The sequence below is a fragment of the Pseudoalteromonas sp. McH1-42 genome (assembly GCF_022347845.1).
Lineage (GTDB): Bacteria > Pseudomonadota > Gammaproteobacteria > Enterobacterales > Alteromonadaceae > Pseudoalteromonas > Pseudoalteromonas rubra_D.
In genome coordinates this window covers 16,082-32,617 of sequence record NZ_JAKRFU010000009.1, presented here as the reverse complement: position 1 = coordinate 32,617, position 16,536 = coordinate 16,082, and the positions used below count along the sequence as shown (strand labels likewise).

Genomic DNA, 16,536 nt, shown 5'->3' with positions numbered 1-16,536 from the left:
TCTCTTCTCCGGCTACGATTAACCCAACAGGCGCTGCCAGGCGACCTTCACTGTATCGACCCACTCAGCCACCTCATGCATGGCCACACTGCGACCGCCTGCGTTAAGGCTATGCAGGTGATAACGATCGCGGAACTCACAATATGCCTCAGTCAGGGCCGACTGGGTGGCATTGTCAATCACTCCGGCATGATAGGCCATTTCAAAGATCCGAATATTATCGGGGAATCGTGCCAGTTCCGGATGGGCATGCGCGTAGTTGAGCACCAGGTACTGCGCAATAAACTCGATGTCCGTCATCCCGCCAACCCCTTGCTTTAAATCAAACTCCACCTCAGTGCTCTTGTCCAGATGCCCGCGCATCTTTTCGCGCATCTCAACAATGTCTTTGCTCAGTGTGCTGGTATCGCGATGCTGACACAGTATCTCATGGCGGATCTCATTAAACCACGTGACCAGTTCGGGCTCGCCCAGCACCATACGCGAGCGTACCAGCGCTTGATGCTCCCAGGTCCAGGCTTGCTCCTGCTGATATTGATAAAAACTCTCAATGTTAATCGCCAGCAGGCCCGAGTTCCCTTCCGGTCTCAAGCGGGTGTCAAGTTCATACAAAATGCCGGAATTAGTACGGGTATTGAACAGGTGCATTAAGCGCTGCGCCAGTTTCAAATAAAACTGACGTGATGAAATCGATTTGTCCCCGGTGGTGACACTGTTACCATCGCGATTATGCACAAACACCAGATCGAGATCTGAGTTGTATCCCAGCTCCAGCCCACCCGCTTTACCATAGGCCACCACGGCAAAACCTTTGTGCTCTGCATCAGCCCCTTCGGGTACCCCATAACGACTCACCATTTGTTGCCAGGCGATATCCACCGCTTTGGCGATAATGGCTTCGGACAGTGCAGTCAGGTGATCGCTGACTTTCATGATATCCAGCACCCCAGTGGCATCTGCAGCGGCAATCCGTAATGCCTGAGTTTGCTTAAACTGACGCAGCGCTTCCATTTGTAATTCAAGATCTTCACTGTCGATACGTAAAAAGTACTGCTGAACTTCACTATAATAGGCGCTCAGCGGCAGCGGCCGGTACAATACCGCCGGATCGATCAACTCATCGAGCAAGATAGGATAGCGTGCTACCTGCTCAGCTATCCAGACACTGTGCGCACATAGCTTAATCAATTGCTGTAATGCCCCACGATTTTCAAACAGTAATTCCAGGTAAGCCGTGCGCGAAGCGATTTTCAGGATCACCTGCAACACCCTGTCGAGTATTTCAGCCACCGGGGCTCGGGTTATTTCGCTGAGCAAAGCCGGCATCAGTTTATCCAGCACATCTCTGCCGCGCGTGCCCATTTGCGTTTTACTCAATCCGAGGTGAAATTGCTCCAGGGACTGCTGCCAGGCTGCACTGACAGCCTCTGGTAACGGCGATTCCAGATAGCTGATATCGCGTTGCTCCCAGGCAGAGACATATTCCGGTGCCAGCGCCTCGCCAAGCTCAGGCTCTTCCCCTATAACCTGAGTAAACTCAGCCCGTACCGCAACCTGGGCCTGCTCGAGCATAGCCAATACGTCGCTATACTGAGTGCACTCCATCAGTACCGCCAAACGCTGCTGACCTAGCTCATCATCCGGCAGAGTCTGTGTCTGACAGTCATCAAACGCCTGTAAATATTGTTCTGTGCGCCGCAGTAACAAATATTGCTGGGACAACACTTTACCGACTTCCGGGGGGATCAAAGACAACTGCTGAAGTTGATCTAACGCCGACAATAATGATGGGGTTTGCAACTCCGGTTCACGGCCTCCGCGGATCATTTGCAACGCCTGAACAATAAACTCCACTTCGCGGATCCCGCCCGCGCCGAGCTTAATGTTATTCGTCAGCCCTTTGCGCCGAACCTCCTGAGCAATCATGTGCTTCATCTTGCGCAAGGACTCAATCACCGAGAAGTCAATATAACGACGAAACACAAAGGGGCGGATCAGGGTTTTAAATTCATCCCAGTACGGGTTTTCTTCACCAAGCAGACGCGCCTTGAGCATCGCATAGCGCTCCCACTCCCTACCCTGATCCTGATAGTAATCTTCCATGGCAGCAAAGCTCATAACCAAAGGGCCACTGTCGCCAAAAGGCCGCAGGCGCATATCAACACGAAACACCTGCCCATCGGCGGTACATTGATCGAGCGCAGCAATGAGTTTTTGCGCCACTTTTGTATAAAACACCTGTGCCTCAATACTGCGGCGTCCACCTTCAGTCGATTTGGCAAGCGGATAGGTAAAAATCAGATCAATATCCGAAGAAAAATTCAGTTCACCACCACCCAACTTACCCATCCCCAACACCAGCATAGGCACAGGCGTTTGATGTTCATCGCACACCTGACCATTGCTTTTGGCAACACTGGCTTGTGCCCAACGGTTTGCCCAATCGATCAGCGTTTCACTGAGCCGTGACTGGTAGGCAATACTGTCAGCGATTGAATTCCCCTCCACCAGGTCAAGCCACATCAGCTTAAGCCAGTAGCGCTGACGGTATTCACGCAGTTGCCTGAAGCAGCTGGCTTCATCCAGTTCCGCGAGCGGTTCCGTGAGTGGTGCCGGGCAAGCTCTTTGTTGCATTTGTTCGTGATCCAGCAACCACTCAATCCAGTCTGGATGACGCTGCAATATACGATACGCAAAATCACTCAATCCAAGTAGCCTGAGCACGGCTGGGTTGCTTGTGTGTTGGGCAAACAGTGCCTGACAGCGTTCCTCTGCCAGCTCCCCAAGAGCCTGGGGCAAGCCACCGAAATCCATAGAAAAATCTCCAGTGCAATTGCAAAAAGCGGTGTTATAGTAAACTTAATTGCCATCACCATACACTTAGCATGAGTTATTTGTCTTTAGCCAATATCAACTTTTTCGCCATCTTAGTCAGTTTTATTGTTATTTGCCTGTTCACCATTGCGCTGCGTTTGTACGTGCAGTTCAGCGCCAGACAAATGCTGGAAGATGAACTGGCCAAGCGAGACAACTTTGCATTGGGGATCAGCTATGCCACACACCTGGCCGTACTGGTGATCTGCTGTGCTTACGTTTTCAATGACACCGGCATGATGGTGTTGCAGGCCGAATCATTGCGCAGCGGCATTATTCTGCTGCTGATCCTGGTGTTTATTTATTTTGGCCAGCACATTCATCGCAAGTGGATCCTCCATCGCTTCAACGAGGAACAGGCAATCCTAAAACAGAACGTCTGTGCTGCGGTAGTCGACTCCGGCATGCTGGTCGGCAACACCATTTTGGTGCTCGGACTGTATCATTGGATCCACCCTCAGGGCTTTGGTAACTTACTGGTGGTCACCCTCAGCTTTTTGGTGGTGCAGTTAATGTGCGCGTTGGACAGTAAAATCCGTGAATGGCGCTTTGCCCGCTACAATCAGGGCGCATCCTTACAGCAAAATTTCAATCTGGCTAACACCTCGATTGGGATCCGCTACGCGGGTAAGAGCATTGGCCTGGCATTGGCCATTTATGCGGGTCTGCACAGTGCCCCTTATCATGGTGCCAAAGTGGTCGAAAACCTCTTTGTAATTGTCATGCACTGTGGCGTAATGTGGCTGTTACTATACGGTATCAGCCATTTGTTATTGCAGCTGGCGTTGCCCAGAGTGGACATTGGGCTGGAAGTCGACCATCAGGATAATATCGGTATTGCCTGTCTGGAGTTTGCTGTTTTCTGCGCAATAGGCTATTTACTTATTAACATGTTCTCAATGTAACCAGGCTTGTTAGTGCGTTTAAACCTAGAAAACTTCTTGCTGGTCGACAGCAACTGGGAATTCAGCAGAGAGTTTGCGGCACACCTCAAGGCGCAACATCCTGATGCGCCCAGTGAGCTGCTGATTGCCGGTGACAATACCAAGCAAATGCTGAAAATGATGTTTCAGGAGCAAGTCAAAGACTATTGCTACTGTGACTTTGCGAATGAAATCAGCGTTTCGGAACTGGCGTCCTATCTGCATGAGCATCACAAAGTGAAAGGGGTGTTAATTTATGCACTCGACTATCATCTGGCAGACGAGACTCAGCGTTTTATCTTTAACTCGCTCCACCGTCAGCGTATTACGGTTGAACAAAGCGACCGGGGATACGTCTATCATCCACTTCGTGATCCCTTTAACAACAACCACCTGACCTGCCACTCAACCGTCTCTGCGACGACCCAGGATTCCGTGCTCGACTTCAGCCAACATCACACGGACAAAGCCGAATAGGTGCTGGACTCACTGTACATAACCCCTTACCATTACGGCTATTTAACAGCGGAATAGTCCACCATGCGCATACCTCATATTTACCAGCCTTCCGACCTTGTTATTGGCGAAGCAATTGACCTTGGCGATGATGCCGCCGGGCACGTTGCCCGTGTACTGCGTATGGGTGAAGGTGACAAACTCAGCTTGTTCAATGGCCAGGGCGGCGAGTATCTGGCAACCATCAGCGAAGTCAGTAAAAAGAAAGTTCGGGTAATGCCTGAGCAATTCATTGATAAGCACGTTGAGTCACCACTGTCCATTCATCTCGGTCAGGGCATTTCTCGCGGCGACAAAATGGACTTTACCATTCAGAAATCAGTGGAGTTGGGGATCACTGAGATCACCCCCTTATTCACTACCCGCTGCGGTGTTAAACTCAGTGGCGAACGGTTGGCAAAGAAACATCAGCAATGGCAGAAAATCGCCATCGCAGCCGCGGAACAGTCTGGACGAAATACCATAACCACCATTCATCCGCCGATTTCAATTGATGACTGGCTGGCACAGGCGAGTGACGCTTTAAAGCTGACACTGCACCCCAGAGCCGAACACTCCATTAAAACCCTGCCTGCCCCTGAGCATGGTATCCGTTTCCTAGTTGGTCCTGAAGGCGGCTTTACCGACGAAGAAATGGCTGCCACAGCCCAGCAAGGCTTCATCGATATTCGCCTCGGCCCGCGCGTATTGCGCACAGAAACCGCAGCGCTGACCGTACTCAGCGCATTACAGCTTGAGTTCGGCGACCTGGCCCTTTAAAAAGTCAGTTTCGCCCTTATATCCTAATCAGACACTTAGCAGTTGAATTGATTAACTTTACATAAGGTAACCCCAATGGCAGCGAAACTCGGGATCATCTCAGATCCAATCAGTGGCTTTAATATCAAAAAAGATACTGGCTTCGCCATGATGCTGGCAGCACAGGCACGTGGTTATGAGCTTTACTACATGGAAATGCAGGATCTGTATTTGTATCAGGGTGAAGCCCGGGCAACCGCCGCGAAGGCTACCGTGTTTGACGATGAACAGCACTGGTATGAACTGGCAGACAAAGATGATATCGCACTGAGCGATCTGGACGTAATTTTAATGCGCAAAGATCCCCCGTTTGATACCGAATACATTTACGCGACCTACATGCTGGAGCGCGCTGAACAAGCCGGTACATTGGTGATCAACAAACCGCAAAGTCTGCGCGACGCCAATGAAAAGCTGTTTACCGCCTGGTTCAGCGAGCATACGCCAGATACCTTAGTGACACGCTCTGCGTCTCAGATCCGTGAGTTTTTGACCAAGCACGGAGATATCATTCTTAAGCCGCTGGATGGCATGGGTGGCGCCTCAATTTTCCGGGTACGTCAGGATGACCCGAACATAGGCGTGATCTGTGAAACCCTCACCGAACATGGCAGTCGCTTTGCGATGGCGCAAAATTACGTGCCAGCCATTAAAGACGGCGACAAACGCGTCCTGGTGGTCGACGGAGAAGTCATGCCCTACTGTCTTGCCCGCATCCCACAAGGGGGCGAAACACGTGGCAACCTCGCCGCAGGCGGTCGTGGCGAAGCGCGCCCTATCAGCGATAGCGACCGAAAAATTGCAGAAGCGGTTGCCCCTGTCCTGAAAGAAAAAGGGCTGATTTTTGTCGGTCTGGACATCATTGGTGACAAGCTCACCGAGATTAATGTCACAGCGCCAACCTGTGTTAAAGAAATTGAGGCGGCGTATGATATTTCGATTATGGATAAGTTTTTTGATGCCATTGCAGCAAAACTCGACCATACTAAAGGGTAATTAAAAGGGGGTCTCGCTATGCAATCACTCGCAAATCATTTTTTGGTCGCTATGCCAAATTTGCAAGATCCCTTCTTTAAGCACACAGTCACCTATATTTGTGAGCACAACGAAGAAGGCGCAATGGGCCTGGTCGTCAATCACCCCATTAACGTGACTGTGGGTGAACTGCTTGATCAGATAGAAATTGATAACGATAAATCCAGTAACGCGGCAAGCCAGTCTGTGTTTGCCGGTGGACCAGTACATACTGACCGCGGCTTTGTATTACACACACCCAAACCCGGTTACGCGTCTAGCCGGGAACTCAGTTCAGACATGATGATCACCACTTCCAAAGATGTGCTGGCCTCACTGACCTCACATAACTGTCCGGATGCCTTTATCATTACCCTGGGTTATTCAGGGTGGGAACAGGGACAGCTGGAAAAAGAGATCCTGGAAAACTCCTGGTTGATCATTGAAGCCGATCCGGCCATTATTTTTAATACGCCCCCAGAAAAACGCTGGGAAAAAGCAGTCGAAATGCTCGGTATCGATGCCGGGCAACTGAGCACCGAGGCGGGACACGCCTAAAACAGACCACCCCAGTTAATAGCCTGTCGCCCTTACATTTGTTGGCGACAGTCTGTATGCACTTGAGAATACACCATGAGTAATAACGATAAAACAGCACCCGGCCAGCGTACGGTCATAGGCTTTGATTTTGGTACCCGAAGCATCGGCCTGGCAGTCGGTCAGGAAATAACGGGCACCGCCAGCAGTCTGGGGGCAGTCAAAGCCCGTGACGGAATTCCCGACTGGCAGGATATCGCCCCGTATATCGAACAGTGGAAACCCGATCTGCTGGTTGTTGGTTTGCCATTAAATATGGATGGCACGAATCAGGATCTGACCTTCCGCGCTAAAAAGTTTGCCAACCGGCTGCACAACCAGTTTCGCTTACCTGTCGAGACTCAGGATGAGCGCCTGACCACGGCAGATGCCAAAGCCCGGCTGTTTGAACAAGGGGGTTATCGCTCGTTGGCAAAAGACAAGATTGATGGCATGTCGGCCATAATCATTCTGGAGAGTTTTTTTGAGGCGCAATGGGGTTAAGTACCCGATAGCGTTGCAGATCAGGGATAAATCCGGCCTGCTGATAGGCCTGACGGATCCGACCTTGTGACCTGAGTTGCTTTAAGCCACTTTGCAGCGCCTTAAATGCACGCTCTCCGTCAGGGTGAAGCCGCGACACCACAAAATGGCGGCTACCATCAAACTGCACCACTAAATTGGGATGGGCCACTAAAAGAATATCATCCAGCCTGAACTCATTATTCAGGCTTGGCATTAACGGCATCAACATAAAATCCACCCACTGGCGATTAACCATTTGTGCTTGTGACGCCCAGACAGGCTCATTCATCAAATGCTTAAGGCCCAGGCTGTTCAAGGTTTGCCAGTCTGTTCGCCAGCGACTGGTAGACACGGCACTCAACTCGCGCAATTCATTTAACTGAGTGATCCGTGCCACTGCCAGATTCTCGGGGGCATAAAAAATCCCGGCAAAATACTCTCCCCGGCGGATCACTGCATCGCTAATAAATAGCTTATCCACTTTTGCCTTCGCATCATCCAACCAATAACTGTCAAAGCTGAGCAGCAACTTACCCTGCTCCAGCAAATTAGAATGGCGAAAGCTCACATTGCCCGGCCGATAGGTGAATGATTTTTTAAATCCGCCCAGTGCCAGCGCCTGTTGCACCAGCACCATATCAACAACGTCTCTGCGCACATAATTGCCCGAAAACTGGGAAACTTCGAGCGGGGCGCGGCCATTCAAAAAGCGCAGATAATCGGCATACACGTCATCGCGGATATACATATCCACCACATTGTGAGCGGCAGATTGCTCAGCAACACGTTCACTCGCCGTTGCCGGAAATAAAGCGGCTAAGCAACACAGGGCCAATATGGCCCCGTGCCTGGCCCAATCAGCGCTTTTTATCGTCCAGGCCGTCAACGGTCACCCCTTGCAAGAAGCCCGCTCCTTTTTGCTCATTGTTTTGCAGTTTAATCATCAGGCGCAGGTCATTTGGTGAATCAGCATGATGCAGGGCATCCGCGTAGTTGATCCTTTGCTGCTTATACAAATCGAACAGCGCCTGGTCAAAGGTTTGCATCCCCATTTCCTTCGACTTAGACATAGTTTCTTTAATTGAGCCAATGTCACCTTTCTTAATCAGCTCAGCCACCATAGGTGAATTGAGCAACACCTCAATGGCCGCTACACGCCCTTCCCCTTTAGCTGATGGAACCAGTTGTTGCGCGACAATGGCCCTGAGGTTAAGCGCCAAGTCGTACTTTAGCTTATCGTGCTTCTCTTTTGGTACCAGGTGCATAATACGGTCGATGGCCTGGTTGGCATTATTGGCGTGTAACGTTGCAACACACAGGTGGCCGGTTTCAGCAAAACTTAAAGCATATTCCATGGTCTCACGAGAGCGTATCTCACCAATCAGAATCACATCCGGCGCCTGACGCAGCGAGCTTTTCAGTGCCGACTCAAAGCTCTCCGTATCCAGCCCGACTTCACGCTGAGTAATAATGCTCTTGCGGTGCTGATGCACAAATTCAATGGGATCTTCGATAGTCAGTATATGACCGCGTTGATTACGATTGCGATAGCCCAGTAAGGCTGCCAGAGACGTCGACTTACCAGTGCCGGTACCGCCGACAAATAGCACCAGACCACGCTTAGACATGATCACATCAGTGAGCACCGAAGGCAGGCCTAAGTCAGTCACCTCAGGGATATCCGTGACAATACGCCGGATCACCATACCCGCGCAATCGCGTTGCCAAAAAGCAGAAACCCGGAAACGACCTATTTCATTGGCCACCGCAAAATTGCACTCTTTCTCACCATGAAACTGCTGTTTTTGTTTCTCGCTCATGGCTGATTCGACCATGACCAATGCCGCCTCAGCATCCAATTGGTCATCATCCAGTGCACGCAGCTCACCATCGATTTTGGCGCTCACGGGCAGACCGGCAGATACAAACAGATCCGATGCCCCTTTGTCTTTCATCGTTTGCAGATAATGTACAAGCTCCATCATAGCCTCCCGGGATTAATAGGTGGTGCCAAACTGGCTCTTATCATGGGCTTTCGCCTGGGCATCCTGATTGGTGATCAGGCCGCGGTTAACCAGGTTAGTCAGACACTGGTCCATGGTCTGCATACCGTGCATCGCACCGGTTTGTATAGACGAGTACATTTGCGCAATTTTATCTTCGCGAATGAGGTTACGAATAGCCGGGATCCCCATCATGATCTCATGTGCAGCGACCCGACCACCGCCCACTTTTTTCACCAGCGTTTGTGAAATAACAGCTTGCAGGGACTCAGATAACATAGAACGCACCATGTCTTTTTCCTCTCCCGGGAAAACGTCAATGATACGGTCAATGGTTTTAGGCGCCGAGGTGGTGTGCAAAGTACCAAACACCAGGTGACCTGTTTCAGCCGCAGTCATGGCCAATCGGATGGTTTCCAAATCACGCAATTCACCGACCAGAATGACATCCGGGTCTTCACGCAACGCACTGCGTAACGCGGCGTTAAAACTGTGTGTGTCACGATGCACTTCACGCTGATTGATCAGGCTTAATTTGTTATCGTGAACAAATTCAATGGGGTCTTCAATCGTCAGAATGTGATGATGCTTGTTACTGTTGATATAATCCACCATGGCAGCCAGCGTCGTCGATTTACCCGACCCGGTTGGGCCCGTAACCAGTACTAAACCACGCGGGCAATCAGAAATCTTCCGGAAAATCTCCGGTGCGCCCAGGTCTTCCAGAGTCAGCACTGAGCTGGGGATGGTCCTGAACACCGCCGCCGGACCACGGCTGGCGTTAAAAGCATTAACACGAAAACGAGCCAGATTAGGCACTTCAAATGAGAAATCTACCTCAAGATTTTGCTCATAGTCCTTACGCTGGTTATCATTCATAATATCGTAAACGAGGCTGTTAACGTCCTTCGCTTCCAGTGCAGGAATGTTTACCCGGCGCACATCGCCATCAACCCGGATCATCGGTGAAACTCCCGATGAAAGGTGTAAATCCGATGCTTTGTGTTGCACACTAAAGGCCAATAATTCAGTAATATCCATTTCAGACTCCACAACGAGCAAATAATAATATGGTTACAATAGCAGAACGGCTGAACAACGCCTATGATCGCATAGCAAAAGCACAGCAAAAGTGTGCCACAGACCACGAGGTCGCATTACTGGCCGTATCGAAAACCAAACCTGTCGAACTCATTGAACAAGCCTATGCGGCAGGTCAGCGCTTATTTGGTGAATCCTATGTCCAGGAAGCCGTCGATAAAGTCCGCCACTTTCAACAGCAAAAAGACATTGAATGGCATTTCATCGGTCCCATCCAATCTAATAAGTCGCGCCAGATCGCCGAACATTTCTCCTGGGTGCAAAGTGTCGACCGCCTGAAAATTGCACGTCGCTTGAATGAACAAAGACCTACTAACCTGATGCCGATCAAAGTGTTAATTCAGGTGAATATCAGTAACGACGAACAAAAATCCGGATGCGCGCTGGATGAACTGGACGAATTGGCCGCATACATTGATAGCGCGCGTCAGCTTGAACTGCGTGGGTTGATGACAATTACAGCGCAAACTGAGGACGTACAACAGCAATTGCAATATTTTAGCCAAATGAAGGCTTGCTTTGATAAACTAAAGGCTCAATATCAACAGCTGGATACCTTGTCGATGGGTATGAGTGGCGATCTGGAAATGGCCATTCAAGGTGGCGCGACCATGGTGCGTATCGGCACGGATATTTTTGGTAAACGACAATAAGGTGACACACTCCTAATGGCTAATAAAACGATCGCATTTATCGGCACTGGTAATATGAGCTATGCCATCATTGGTGGCATGATCAAAAACGGATTTGCCCCACACAGTATCATTGCAACCAACCGCAACGCTGACAAGCTGGCTAAGGCTCACGCCGATTTCGGGGTGCGTACCGAACAGGATAATCTCAAAGCGGTTGAGCAAGCCGATGTCGTGGTGCTGTCTGTGAAGCCGCAAATGATGGCCGAACTATGTCAGACGTTTGTGGATGGTGGACTGGATCTCAGCAACAAACTATTTGTTTCTGTCGCTGCAGGGATAACAGTTAAACGCCTGCGCGAAATGTTGGCAGAAAATGTCAAACTGGTGCGTTGTATGCCCAATACTCCGTCCTTACTGGGACGTGGTGTTTCAGGTCTGTTTGCCGCAGATATCAATGATGAGGAAAAAGCCTATATCGAACAGGTCTTTTCATCAACGGGCATTGCCATCTGGCTGGAGCAAGAATCACAAATCAACGATGTCATTGCCGTTACGGGCTCCTCACCCGCCTATTTCTTCCTGTTTATGGAAGCCATTGAAGAAAAAGCCATTGCACTGGGCTTTTCACCAGAGCAGGCACGCGCACTAGTGCAGCAAACCGCACTGGGTGCCGCAGAAATGGCCCTGTCTCAGCAAGACATCAGCATTGCGCAATTGCGTGCTAACGTCACCTCAAAAGGCGGCACGACCCACGAAGCCGTTGAACATTTGAAAGCAAACCAGTTACCGCAAACCGTGGCCGATGCCATGGACGCCTGCATTGCGCGGGCCGAGGAAATGGAACAACAAATCTAGAGGACATACAATGAACGCCATGCATTTTTTGGTAGGGATTATTTTTGACCTGTTTTTGATGGTCGTACTGTTGCGTTTTTGGCTGCAATTGGTCAAAGCAGATTTTTATAACCCGCTGAGCCAGGCCGTAATTAAAGCAACATCGTTTGCCGTGAACCCGCTCCGTAAGCTTATTCCCGGACTGGGCGGTTTAGATCTGGCGTCTTTGGTTGTGGCGCTGTTGGTTGGTTTTGCCAAGGTGTCCGTATTGATGCTCATGCTGGGCGGATACTGGGACCCAATGGGTGCTGCTATTGATGGTGCGTTAACCGTGGCCAAAGAAGCCTTTTCATTAGTATTCTGGGTGTTAGTTATCCGCGCTATTCTCAGCTGGGTGGCTCAGGGCTACAACCCAATCGCTGCGGTCTTTGATCAGCTCACTGAACCTATGCTACGTCCAATTCGTAAAATAATTCCGCCACTGGGTGGTCTGGATTTATCGATCCTGGTCGTTCTGATTGGTATGCAGTTCTTACAAATTTTAATGATGGATCTGCTACGTTAAGCACTCGGAGTCGTCACAATGAAAACCTTATTTACACTGATTTCAATACTGGCCGTGCTACTATTAGCACAACCAGCGCATGCCACCAATGAACAAGGTGGGCAATATAAACAACTGGGTGACTGGCAGGTCCATTACATCGCCTTTCCGTCGACCTTTATTCAGCCTAACATTGCCAGTGCTTATGGTTTAACCCGTAGCAACAGCAAGGCCATTATCAACATTTCAGTGCTGGCTGATGATGCCAACAACACCGCACAACGCGCCACCTTAACAGGCCAGGCGCGCAACCTGATAGGCAATAAAACCACTTTGACTTTTAAAGAAGTGGTGGAAGGTGACGCCGTTTATTACCTGGCGCAGATGGATGTTGACCACGAAGACACCTATCGCTTTGAAGTCACAATCCGTCAGGGGAATACCCGACACGTGCTTAAATTTCAGCAAAAGTTTTATGTAGATTAATATGACCAGACAAATTGTTCTTGCCACCGGCAATCAGGGTAAAGTAGCCGAGCTTGGCAGCATGCTTAAAGACCTGAATATCGAAATCCTGCCACAAAGCCAGTTCAACGTGAGCGAAGTGGCAGAAACGGGCACTACTTTTGTAGAAAATGCCATCATCAAAGCGCGTCACGCCGCTAAAGTCACAGGATTACCCGCCATTGCGGATGATTCTGGTTTGGAAGTCGATGCCCTGCAAGGGGCACCAGGTGTGTACTCAGCCCGTTATGCCGGTGCGGATGCCAGCGATCAGGATAACATCGAAAAATTGCTTGCAGCGATGAGCGGCGAAACACTGCGCACAGCACGCTTCTGGTGCGTACTCGTCTATATGCGTCATGCCGATGATCCTACCCCGGTCATTTGTCAGGCTAGCTGGGAAGGCCGTATCACTGAAGATCAGCAAGGTTTACAAGGCTTTGGCTACGACCCCGTATTCTGGGTTGAAGCAGCTCAGTGCACTTCAGCACAATTGAGCAAAGCGCAGAAAAATGCCCTTAGCCATCGCGGCCAGGCATTGCAGCAGCTGCTGGCACACTTTGAAGGCCAGCTGTGAATCTCCCTCCGTTAAGTTTATACATTCACGTCCCCTGGTGCGTGCAAAAATGCCCATATTGCGACTTTAACAGTCATGGCCAGAAAGGCGAGATCCCTGAACAGGAATATATTCAGCACCTGCTCGCAGATTTACGTGCCGACCTGCACCTTGTACAGGGGCGCACACTGCATAGCATTTTTATTGGCGGGGGCACGCCCAGCCTGCTCAGTGGCGAAGCATACACCCACCTGTTGGGCGAAATCGAAGCACTGATTGGCTTTAGTGATGACATAGAGATCACACTTGAAGCGAATCCTGGGACGGTAGAAACCGACCGCTTTAAACATTATGTTGCAGCCGGTATCAACCGTATCTCCATCGGTGTACAAAGTCTGCAGGCGGATAAGCTCAAAGCACTGGGGCGCATTCATGGCGAGCAGGAAGCCCGCCACGCCGCGTTAGAAGCGCACGACGCGGGTCTTAATAGCTTTAATATGGACTTGATGCACGGCTTACCAAACCAATCCGTTGCAGATGCCTTGAGCGACCTGCAGCAAGTCATTGACCTCAACCCCCCGCATTTATCCTGGTATCAGCTCACAATTGAGCCAAACACACAGTTTGCGTCTAAGCCACCTAAGCTGCCCCAGGACGAAATTTTGTGGGATATTCAGGAGCAAGGGCAAGCTTTGTTGGCCAAACATGGCTACCATCAATACGAGATCTCAGGCTATGCTAAAGCGGGTTATCAGTGTAAGCATAACCTGAATTACTGGCAATTCGGCGACTACCTGGGCATTGGCTGTGGTGCACATGGCAAAATCACTCAACCCGATAGCAGCCAGATACTGCGTACCGTAAAAGTTAAGCACCCCCGTGGCTACATGGATCTTAGCAAGTCGTATTTATACGACAGCTGGCAGGTAGAGCCAGCCGATCGGCCATTTGAGTTCTTTATGAATTGTTTCCGCTTACATGCGCCTTGTGCTAAACAGGATTTTTGCGATTATACCGGCTTAACACTCAGCGATATTGAGCCCGCGATTAACCGGGCACTTGAACAAGGGTTGTTGATTGACCAGGGAGATTCATGGTTGGTAACAATTAAGGGCCACAGATATTTGAATGACCTGCTAGAATTGTTCGTCTGATACCTGTTCATAGGATAAGATTGAACAGGTGAATTCGCCCAATAGATGAAAGACATCTTTCGCGATACAGTTTTGTTGGTAACATTGCACCAACACCCGAATCCAATGGAATAAAATAAAAAAGGTAACCCATGCGTAAAATGACACTCCTTGCCGCAGCCGTGGCAGCAGCGCTTCTATCTGGTTGTCAGCAAACAGCAGAGCAACCAACCAACTCCGCTAAAGCGGAAACAACACAACAAGTAGTCCAGAGTGAAGTCGAGAAGGCCAATGCCTTTTTCGATGAAGTCTTCATGCGCGGCGTAATGCGCAGCCCGGTTTATCAAACTTACCTGGGCATCAAACAAGACTATGACAAATGGGACGATGACTCAGAAGCGCGTCGGCTCGAAGATCTGGAGCTAACGAAGAAAGACCTGGTTGCCCTGCAAGCCATTGATCGCAGCAAACTGGATGGCCAAACTCAGGTCAGCTACGACCTGTTCAAGCAAAACCTTGAAAATGAAATCGCCGACTTCCAATGGCGCTTCCATAACTACCCGGTTAACCAGATGTATGGTACGCACTCAATGCTACCGGCATTTTTGATCAACCAACATCAGATCACAGACGTAAAAGACGCCAAAGCGTATATTTCACGCCTGAACGGCATTCCTGCTGTCTTTGAGCAGTTGATCGTAAACCTTGAAGTTCGCGCTGACAAAGGGATCATCGCGCCTAAGTTTGTTTTCCCACATGTCATTGATTCAAGCAAAAACATCATTAAGGGTGCCCCGTTTGTTGACGGTGAAGATTCAACCTTACTGGCTGACTTTAAACGCAAAGTAGAAAAGCTGGAAATTGCAGACAACGAAAAGCAAGCGCTGATCGCTGAAGCAACTGACGCATTAAAAGCAGCCGTGAAGCCAGCTTACAGCAAACTGATCAGTTACCTGCAACAACTTGAAAAGCGCGCTGACACCCGTGACGGTGCCTGGAAGTTCCCTGATGGTGAGAAATACTTCAACAACGCACTGGCACGTACTACGACCACAGACTTAACTGCCGCAGAGATCCACAAAATCGGCTTGTCTGAGGTTGCACGTATCCATGATGAAATGCGTGAAATCAAAGAAAAAGTTGGCTTCAAGGGCGATCTGAAAGCCTTTATGGAATTCATGCGCACCGACAAGCAGTTCTACCTGCCAAATAGTGAAGAAGGGAAAGCCAAATACCTGGCTGATGCCACGGCGATGATCGACAACATGAAAGATCGCCTGGACGAGCTGTTCATCGTGAAGCCTAAGGCCGACATGATCGTTAAGCGCGTTGAAGCCTTCCGTGAAAAATCAGCGGGTAAAGCTTTCTATCAACAGCCTTCTCCGGACGGTTCACGCCCGGGTATCTACTACGCAAACTTGTATGACATGGAAGCCATGCCAACCTATCAGATGGAAGCGCTGGCTTACCACGAAGGTGTACCTGGTCACCACATGCAAATCGCCATTGCGATGGAACTGGAAAACATGCCTAAGTTCCGTAAGTTCGGTCGCTACACCGCTTACACTGAAGGCTGGGGACTATACTCTGAGCTGGTACCAAAAGAAATGGGCCTGTATGAAGACCCGTATTCTGACTTCGGTCGACTGGCCATGGAACTGTGGCGTGCCTGCCGCCTGGTGGTAGACACAGGTATCCACGCAATGAAGTGGACTCGCCAGGAAGGGATTGATTACTACGTGAACAACACGCCAAACGCGAAATCAGACGCAGTTAAAATGGTAGAACGTCACATCGTGATCCCATCTCAGGCAACAGCCTATAAGATTGGTATGCTGAAAATTGTTGAACTTCGTGAAGCGGCCAGAAAAGAACTGGGCGATAAGTTCGATATCCGTCAGTTCCACGACGTAGTACTGAAAAACGGCCCGGTACCACTGAATGTACTGGAGCAGTTCGTCAACGATTGGGTTGCCAGCAAAAAAGCGTAACCAGCCCTG

The 16,536-nt window shown here is 50.0% G+C and carries 17 protein-coding genes; 13 read left to right on the top strand and 4 right to left on the bottom strand.

Annotated elements, in window-relative coordinates:
- Window positions 1-18: 18 nt before the first annotated feature.
- Window positions 19-2,814, bottom strand: coding sequence for a bifunctional [glutamate--ammonia ligase]-adenylyl-L-tyrosine phosphorylase/[glutamate--ammonia-ligase] adenylyltransferase (glnE, locus tag MHN31_RS09105; protein ID WP_239444120.1), 2,796 nt, complete (start codon window positions 2,812-2,814; stop codon window positions 19-21).
- 71 nt (window positions 2,815-2,885) lie between these two features.
- Between glnE and MHN31_RS09100 the strand changes: the two genes are divergently transcribed.
- The 6 genes from MHN31_RS09100 (at window position 2,886) to ruvX (ending at window position 7,205) form a co-directional block, all read left to right on the top strand.
- Window positions 2,886-3,779, top strand: coding sequence for a hypothetical protein (locus MHN31_RS09100; protein ID WP_010383075.1), 894 nt, complete (start codon window positions 2,886-2,888; stop codon window positions 3,777-3,779).
- Between the two features lie 12 nt (window positions 3,780-3,791).
- Complete coding sequence (locus MHN31_RS09095; RefSeq protein WP_164517480.1) at window positions 3,792-4,274, top strand: hypothetical protein; 483 nt, start codon at window positions 3,792-3,794, stop codon at window positions 4,272-4,274.
- Window positions 4,275-4,337: 63 nt separating this feature from the next.
- A complete protein-coding gene (rsmE, locus tag MHN31_RS09090) occupies window positions 4,338-5,072 on the top strand; it encodes a 16S rRNA (uracil(1498)-N(3))-methyltransferase (protein ID WP_194866546.1) in 735 nt (244 codons plus the stop codon).
- 75 nt (window positions 5,073-5,147) lie between these two features.
- Window positions 5,148-6,107, top strand: coding sequence for a glutathione synthase (gene gshB, locus MHN31_RS09085; RefSeq protein WP_239444119.1), 960 nt, complete (start codon window positions 5,148-5,150; stop codon window positions 6,105-6,107).
- Between the two features lie 18 nt (window positions 6,108-6,125).
- Window positions 6,126-6,683, top strand: a complete 558-nt coding sequence (locus MHN31_RS09080) for a YqgE/AlgH family protein (RefSeq protein WP_010383081.1) — start codon at window positions 6,126-6,128, stop codon at window positions 6,681-6,683.
- 75 nt (window positions 6,684-6,758) lie between these two features.
- The gene (gene ruvX / locus MHN31_RS09075) at window positions 6,759-7,205 is read left to right on the top strand and encodes a Holliday junction resolvase RuvX (protein ID WP_010383082.1); all 447 of its coding nucleotides are present in this window, start codon (window positions 6,759-6,761) and stop codon (window positions 7,203-7,205) included.
- Here ruvX and MHN31_RS09070 read toward each other — a convergent pair.
- Genes MHN31_RS09070 through MHN31_RS09060 form a run of 3 tightly spaced genes read right to left on the bottom strand, consistent with a single transcriptional unit; the run spans window position 7,168 to window position 10,270 of the window.
- Window positions 7,168-8,112, bottom strand: coding sequence for a hypothetical protein (locus MHN31_RS09070; protein WP_239444118.1), 945 nt, complete (start codon window positions 8,110-8,112; stop codon window positions 7,168-7,170). The genes ruvX and MHN31_RS09070 overlap by 38 nt on opposite strands.
- A complete protein-coding gene (locus MHN31_RS09065) occupies window positions 8,084-9,208 on the bottom strand; it encodes a PilT/PilU family type 4a pilus ATPase (protein ID WP_239444117.1) in 1,125 nt (374 codons plus the stop codon). The genes MHN31_RS09070 and MHN31_RS09065 overlap by 29 nt, the downstream gene beginning before the upstream one ends.
- Window positions 9,209-9,223: 15 nt before the next feature.
- Window positions 9,224-10,270: a type IV pilus twitching motility protein PilT gene (locus MHN31_RS09060; protein WP_010383085.1), complete on the bottom strand. Its 1,047-nt coding sequence runs from the start codon at window positions 10,268-10,270 to the stop codon at window positions 9,224-9,226.
- A 29-nt stretch (window positions 10,271-10,299) separates the two neighbouring features.
- On the opposite strand from MHN31_RS09060, the gene MHN31_RS09055 reads away from it, so the two are divergent.
- From MHN31_RS09055 to MHN31_RS09025, 7 genes are all read left to right on the top strand, one after another.
- On the top strand, window positions 10,300-10,983 hold the full coding sequence (locus tag MHN31_RS09055; RefSeq protein ID WP_239444116.1) for a YggS family pyridoxal phosphate-dependent enzyme: 684 nt from the start codon (window positions 10,300-10,302) through the stop codon (window positions 10,981-10,983).
- Window positions 10,984-10,998: 15 nt separating this feature from the next.
- On the top strand, window positions 10,999-11,820 hold the full coding sequence (gene proC / locus MHN31_RS09050; RefSeq protein WP_239444115.1) for a pyrroline-5-carboxylate reductase: 822 nt from the start codon (window positions 10,999-11,001) through the stop codon (window positions 11,818-11,820).
- Window positions 11,821-11,830: 10 nt separating this feature from the next.
- Entirely contained in the window at window positions 11,831-12,364 is a 534-nt protein-coding gene (locus tag MHN31_RS09045) for a YggT family protein (RefSeq protein ID WP_125558145.1), read from the top strand.
- Between the two features lie 18 nt (window positions 12,365-12,382).
- Window positions 12,383-12,829 (top strand): DUF4426 domain-containing protein, encoded by a 447-nt coding sequence (locus MHN31_RS09040; RefSeq protein WP_125558147.1) that lies wholly within the window; start codon window positions 12,383-12,385, stop codon window positions 12,827-12,829.
- 1 nt (window position 12,830) lies between these two features.
- Complete coding sequence (gene rdgB, locus MHN31_RS09035) at window positions 12,831-13,424, top strand: RdgB/HAM1 family non-canonical purine NTP pyrophosphatase (RefSeq protein WP_239444114.1); 594 nt, start codon at window positions 12,831-12,833, stop codon at window positions 13,422-13,424.
- Window positions 13,421-14,557, top strand: coding sequence for a radical SAM family heme chaperone HemW (hemW, locus tag MHN31_RS09030; protein ID WP_239444113.1), 1,137 nt, complete (start codon window positions 13,421-13,423; stop codon window positions 14,555-14,557). The genes rdgB and hemW overlap by 4 nt, the downstream gene beginning before the upstream one ends.
- A gap of 131 nt (window positions 14,558-14,688) precedes the next feature.
- Entirely contained in the window at window positions 14,689-16,527 is a 1,839-nt protein-coding gene (locus tag MHN31_RS09025) for a DUF885 domain-containing protein (RefSeq protein WP_239444112.1), read from the top strand.
- Window positions 16,528-16,536: the final 9 nt, after the last annotated feature.

What these genes read in the sequence shown, in the direction of transcription:
- glnE (WP_239444120.1), bottom strand. Translation starts at nt 2,814, where the DNA reads ATGGATTTCGGTGGCTTGCCCCAGGCTCTTGGGGAGCTGGCAGAGGAA.
- MHN31_RS09100 (WP_010383075.1), top strand. Translation starts at nt 2,886, where the DNA reads ATGAGTTATTTGTCTTTAGCCAATATCAACTTTTTCGCCATCTTAGTC.
- rsmE (WP_194866546.1), top strand. Translation starts at nt 4,338, where the DNA reads ATGCGCATACCTCATATTTACCAGCCTTCCGACCTTGTTATTGGCGAA.
- gshB (WP_239444119.1), top strand. Translation starts at nt 5,148, where the DNA reads ATGGCAGCGAAACTCGGGATCATCTCAGATCCAATCAGTGGCTTTAAT.
- MHN31_RS09080 (WP_010383081.1), top strand. Translation starts at nt 6,126, where the DNA reads ATGCAATCACTCGCAAATCATTTTTTGGTCGCTATGCCAAATTTGCAA.
- ruvX (WP_010383082.1), top strand. Translation starts at nt 6,759, where the DNA reads ATGAGTAATAACGATAAAACAGCACCCGGCCAGCGTACGGTCATAGGC.
- MHN31_RS09065 (WP_239444117.1), bottom strand. Translation starts at nt 9,208, where the DNA reads ATGGAGCTTGTACATTATCTGCAAACGATGAAAGACAAAGGGGCATCG.
- MHN31_RS09060 (WP_010383085.1), bottom strand. Translation starts at nt 10,270, where the DNA reads ATGGATATTACTGAATTATTGGCCTTTAGTGTGCAACACAAAGCATCG.
- MHN31_RS09055 (WP_239444116.1), top strand. Translation starts at nt 10,300, where the DNA reads ATGGTTACAATAGCAGAACGGCTGAACAACGCCTATGATCGCATAGCA.
- proC (WP_239444115.1), top strand. Translation starts at nt 10,999, where the DNA reads ATGGCTAATAAAACGATCGCATTTATCGGCACTGGTAATATGAGCTAT.
- MHN31_RS09045 (WP_125558145.1), top strand. Translation starts at nt 11,831, where the DNA reads ATGAACGCCATGCATTTTTTGGTAGGGATTATTTTTGACCTGTTTTTG.
- MHN31_RS09040 (WP_125558147.1), top strand. Translation starts at nt 12,383, where the DNA reads ATGAAAACCTTATTTACACTGATTTCAATACTGGCCGTGCTACTATTA.
- rdgB (WP_239444114.1), top strand. Translation starts at nt 12,831, where the DNA reads ATGACCAGACAAATTGTTCTTGCCACCGGCAATCAGGGTAAAGTAGCC.
- MHN31_RS09025 (WP_239444112.1), top strand. Translation starts at nt 14,689, where the DNA reads ATGCGTAAAATGACACTCCTTGCCGCAGCCGTGGCAGCAGCGCTTCTA.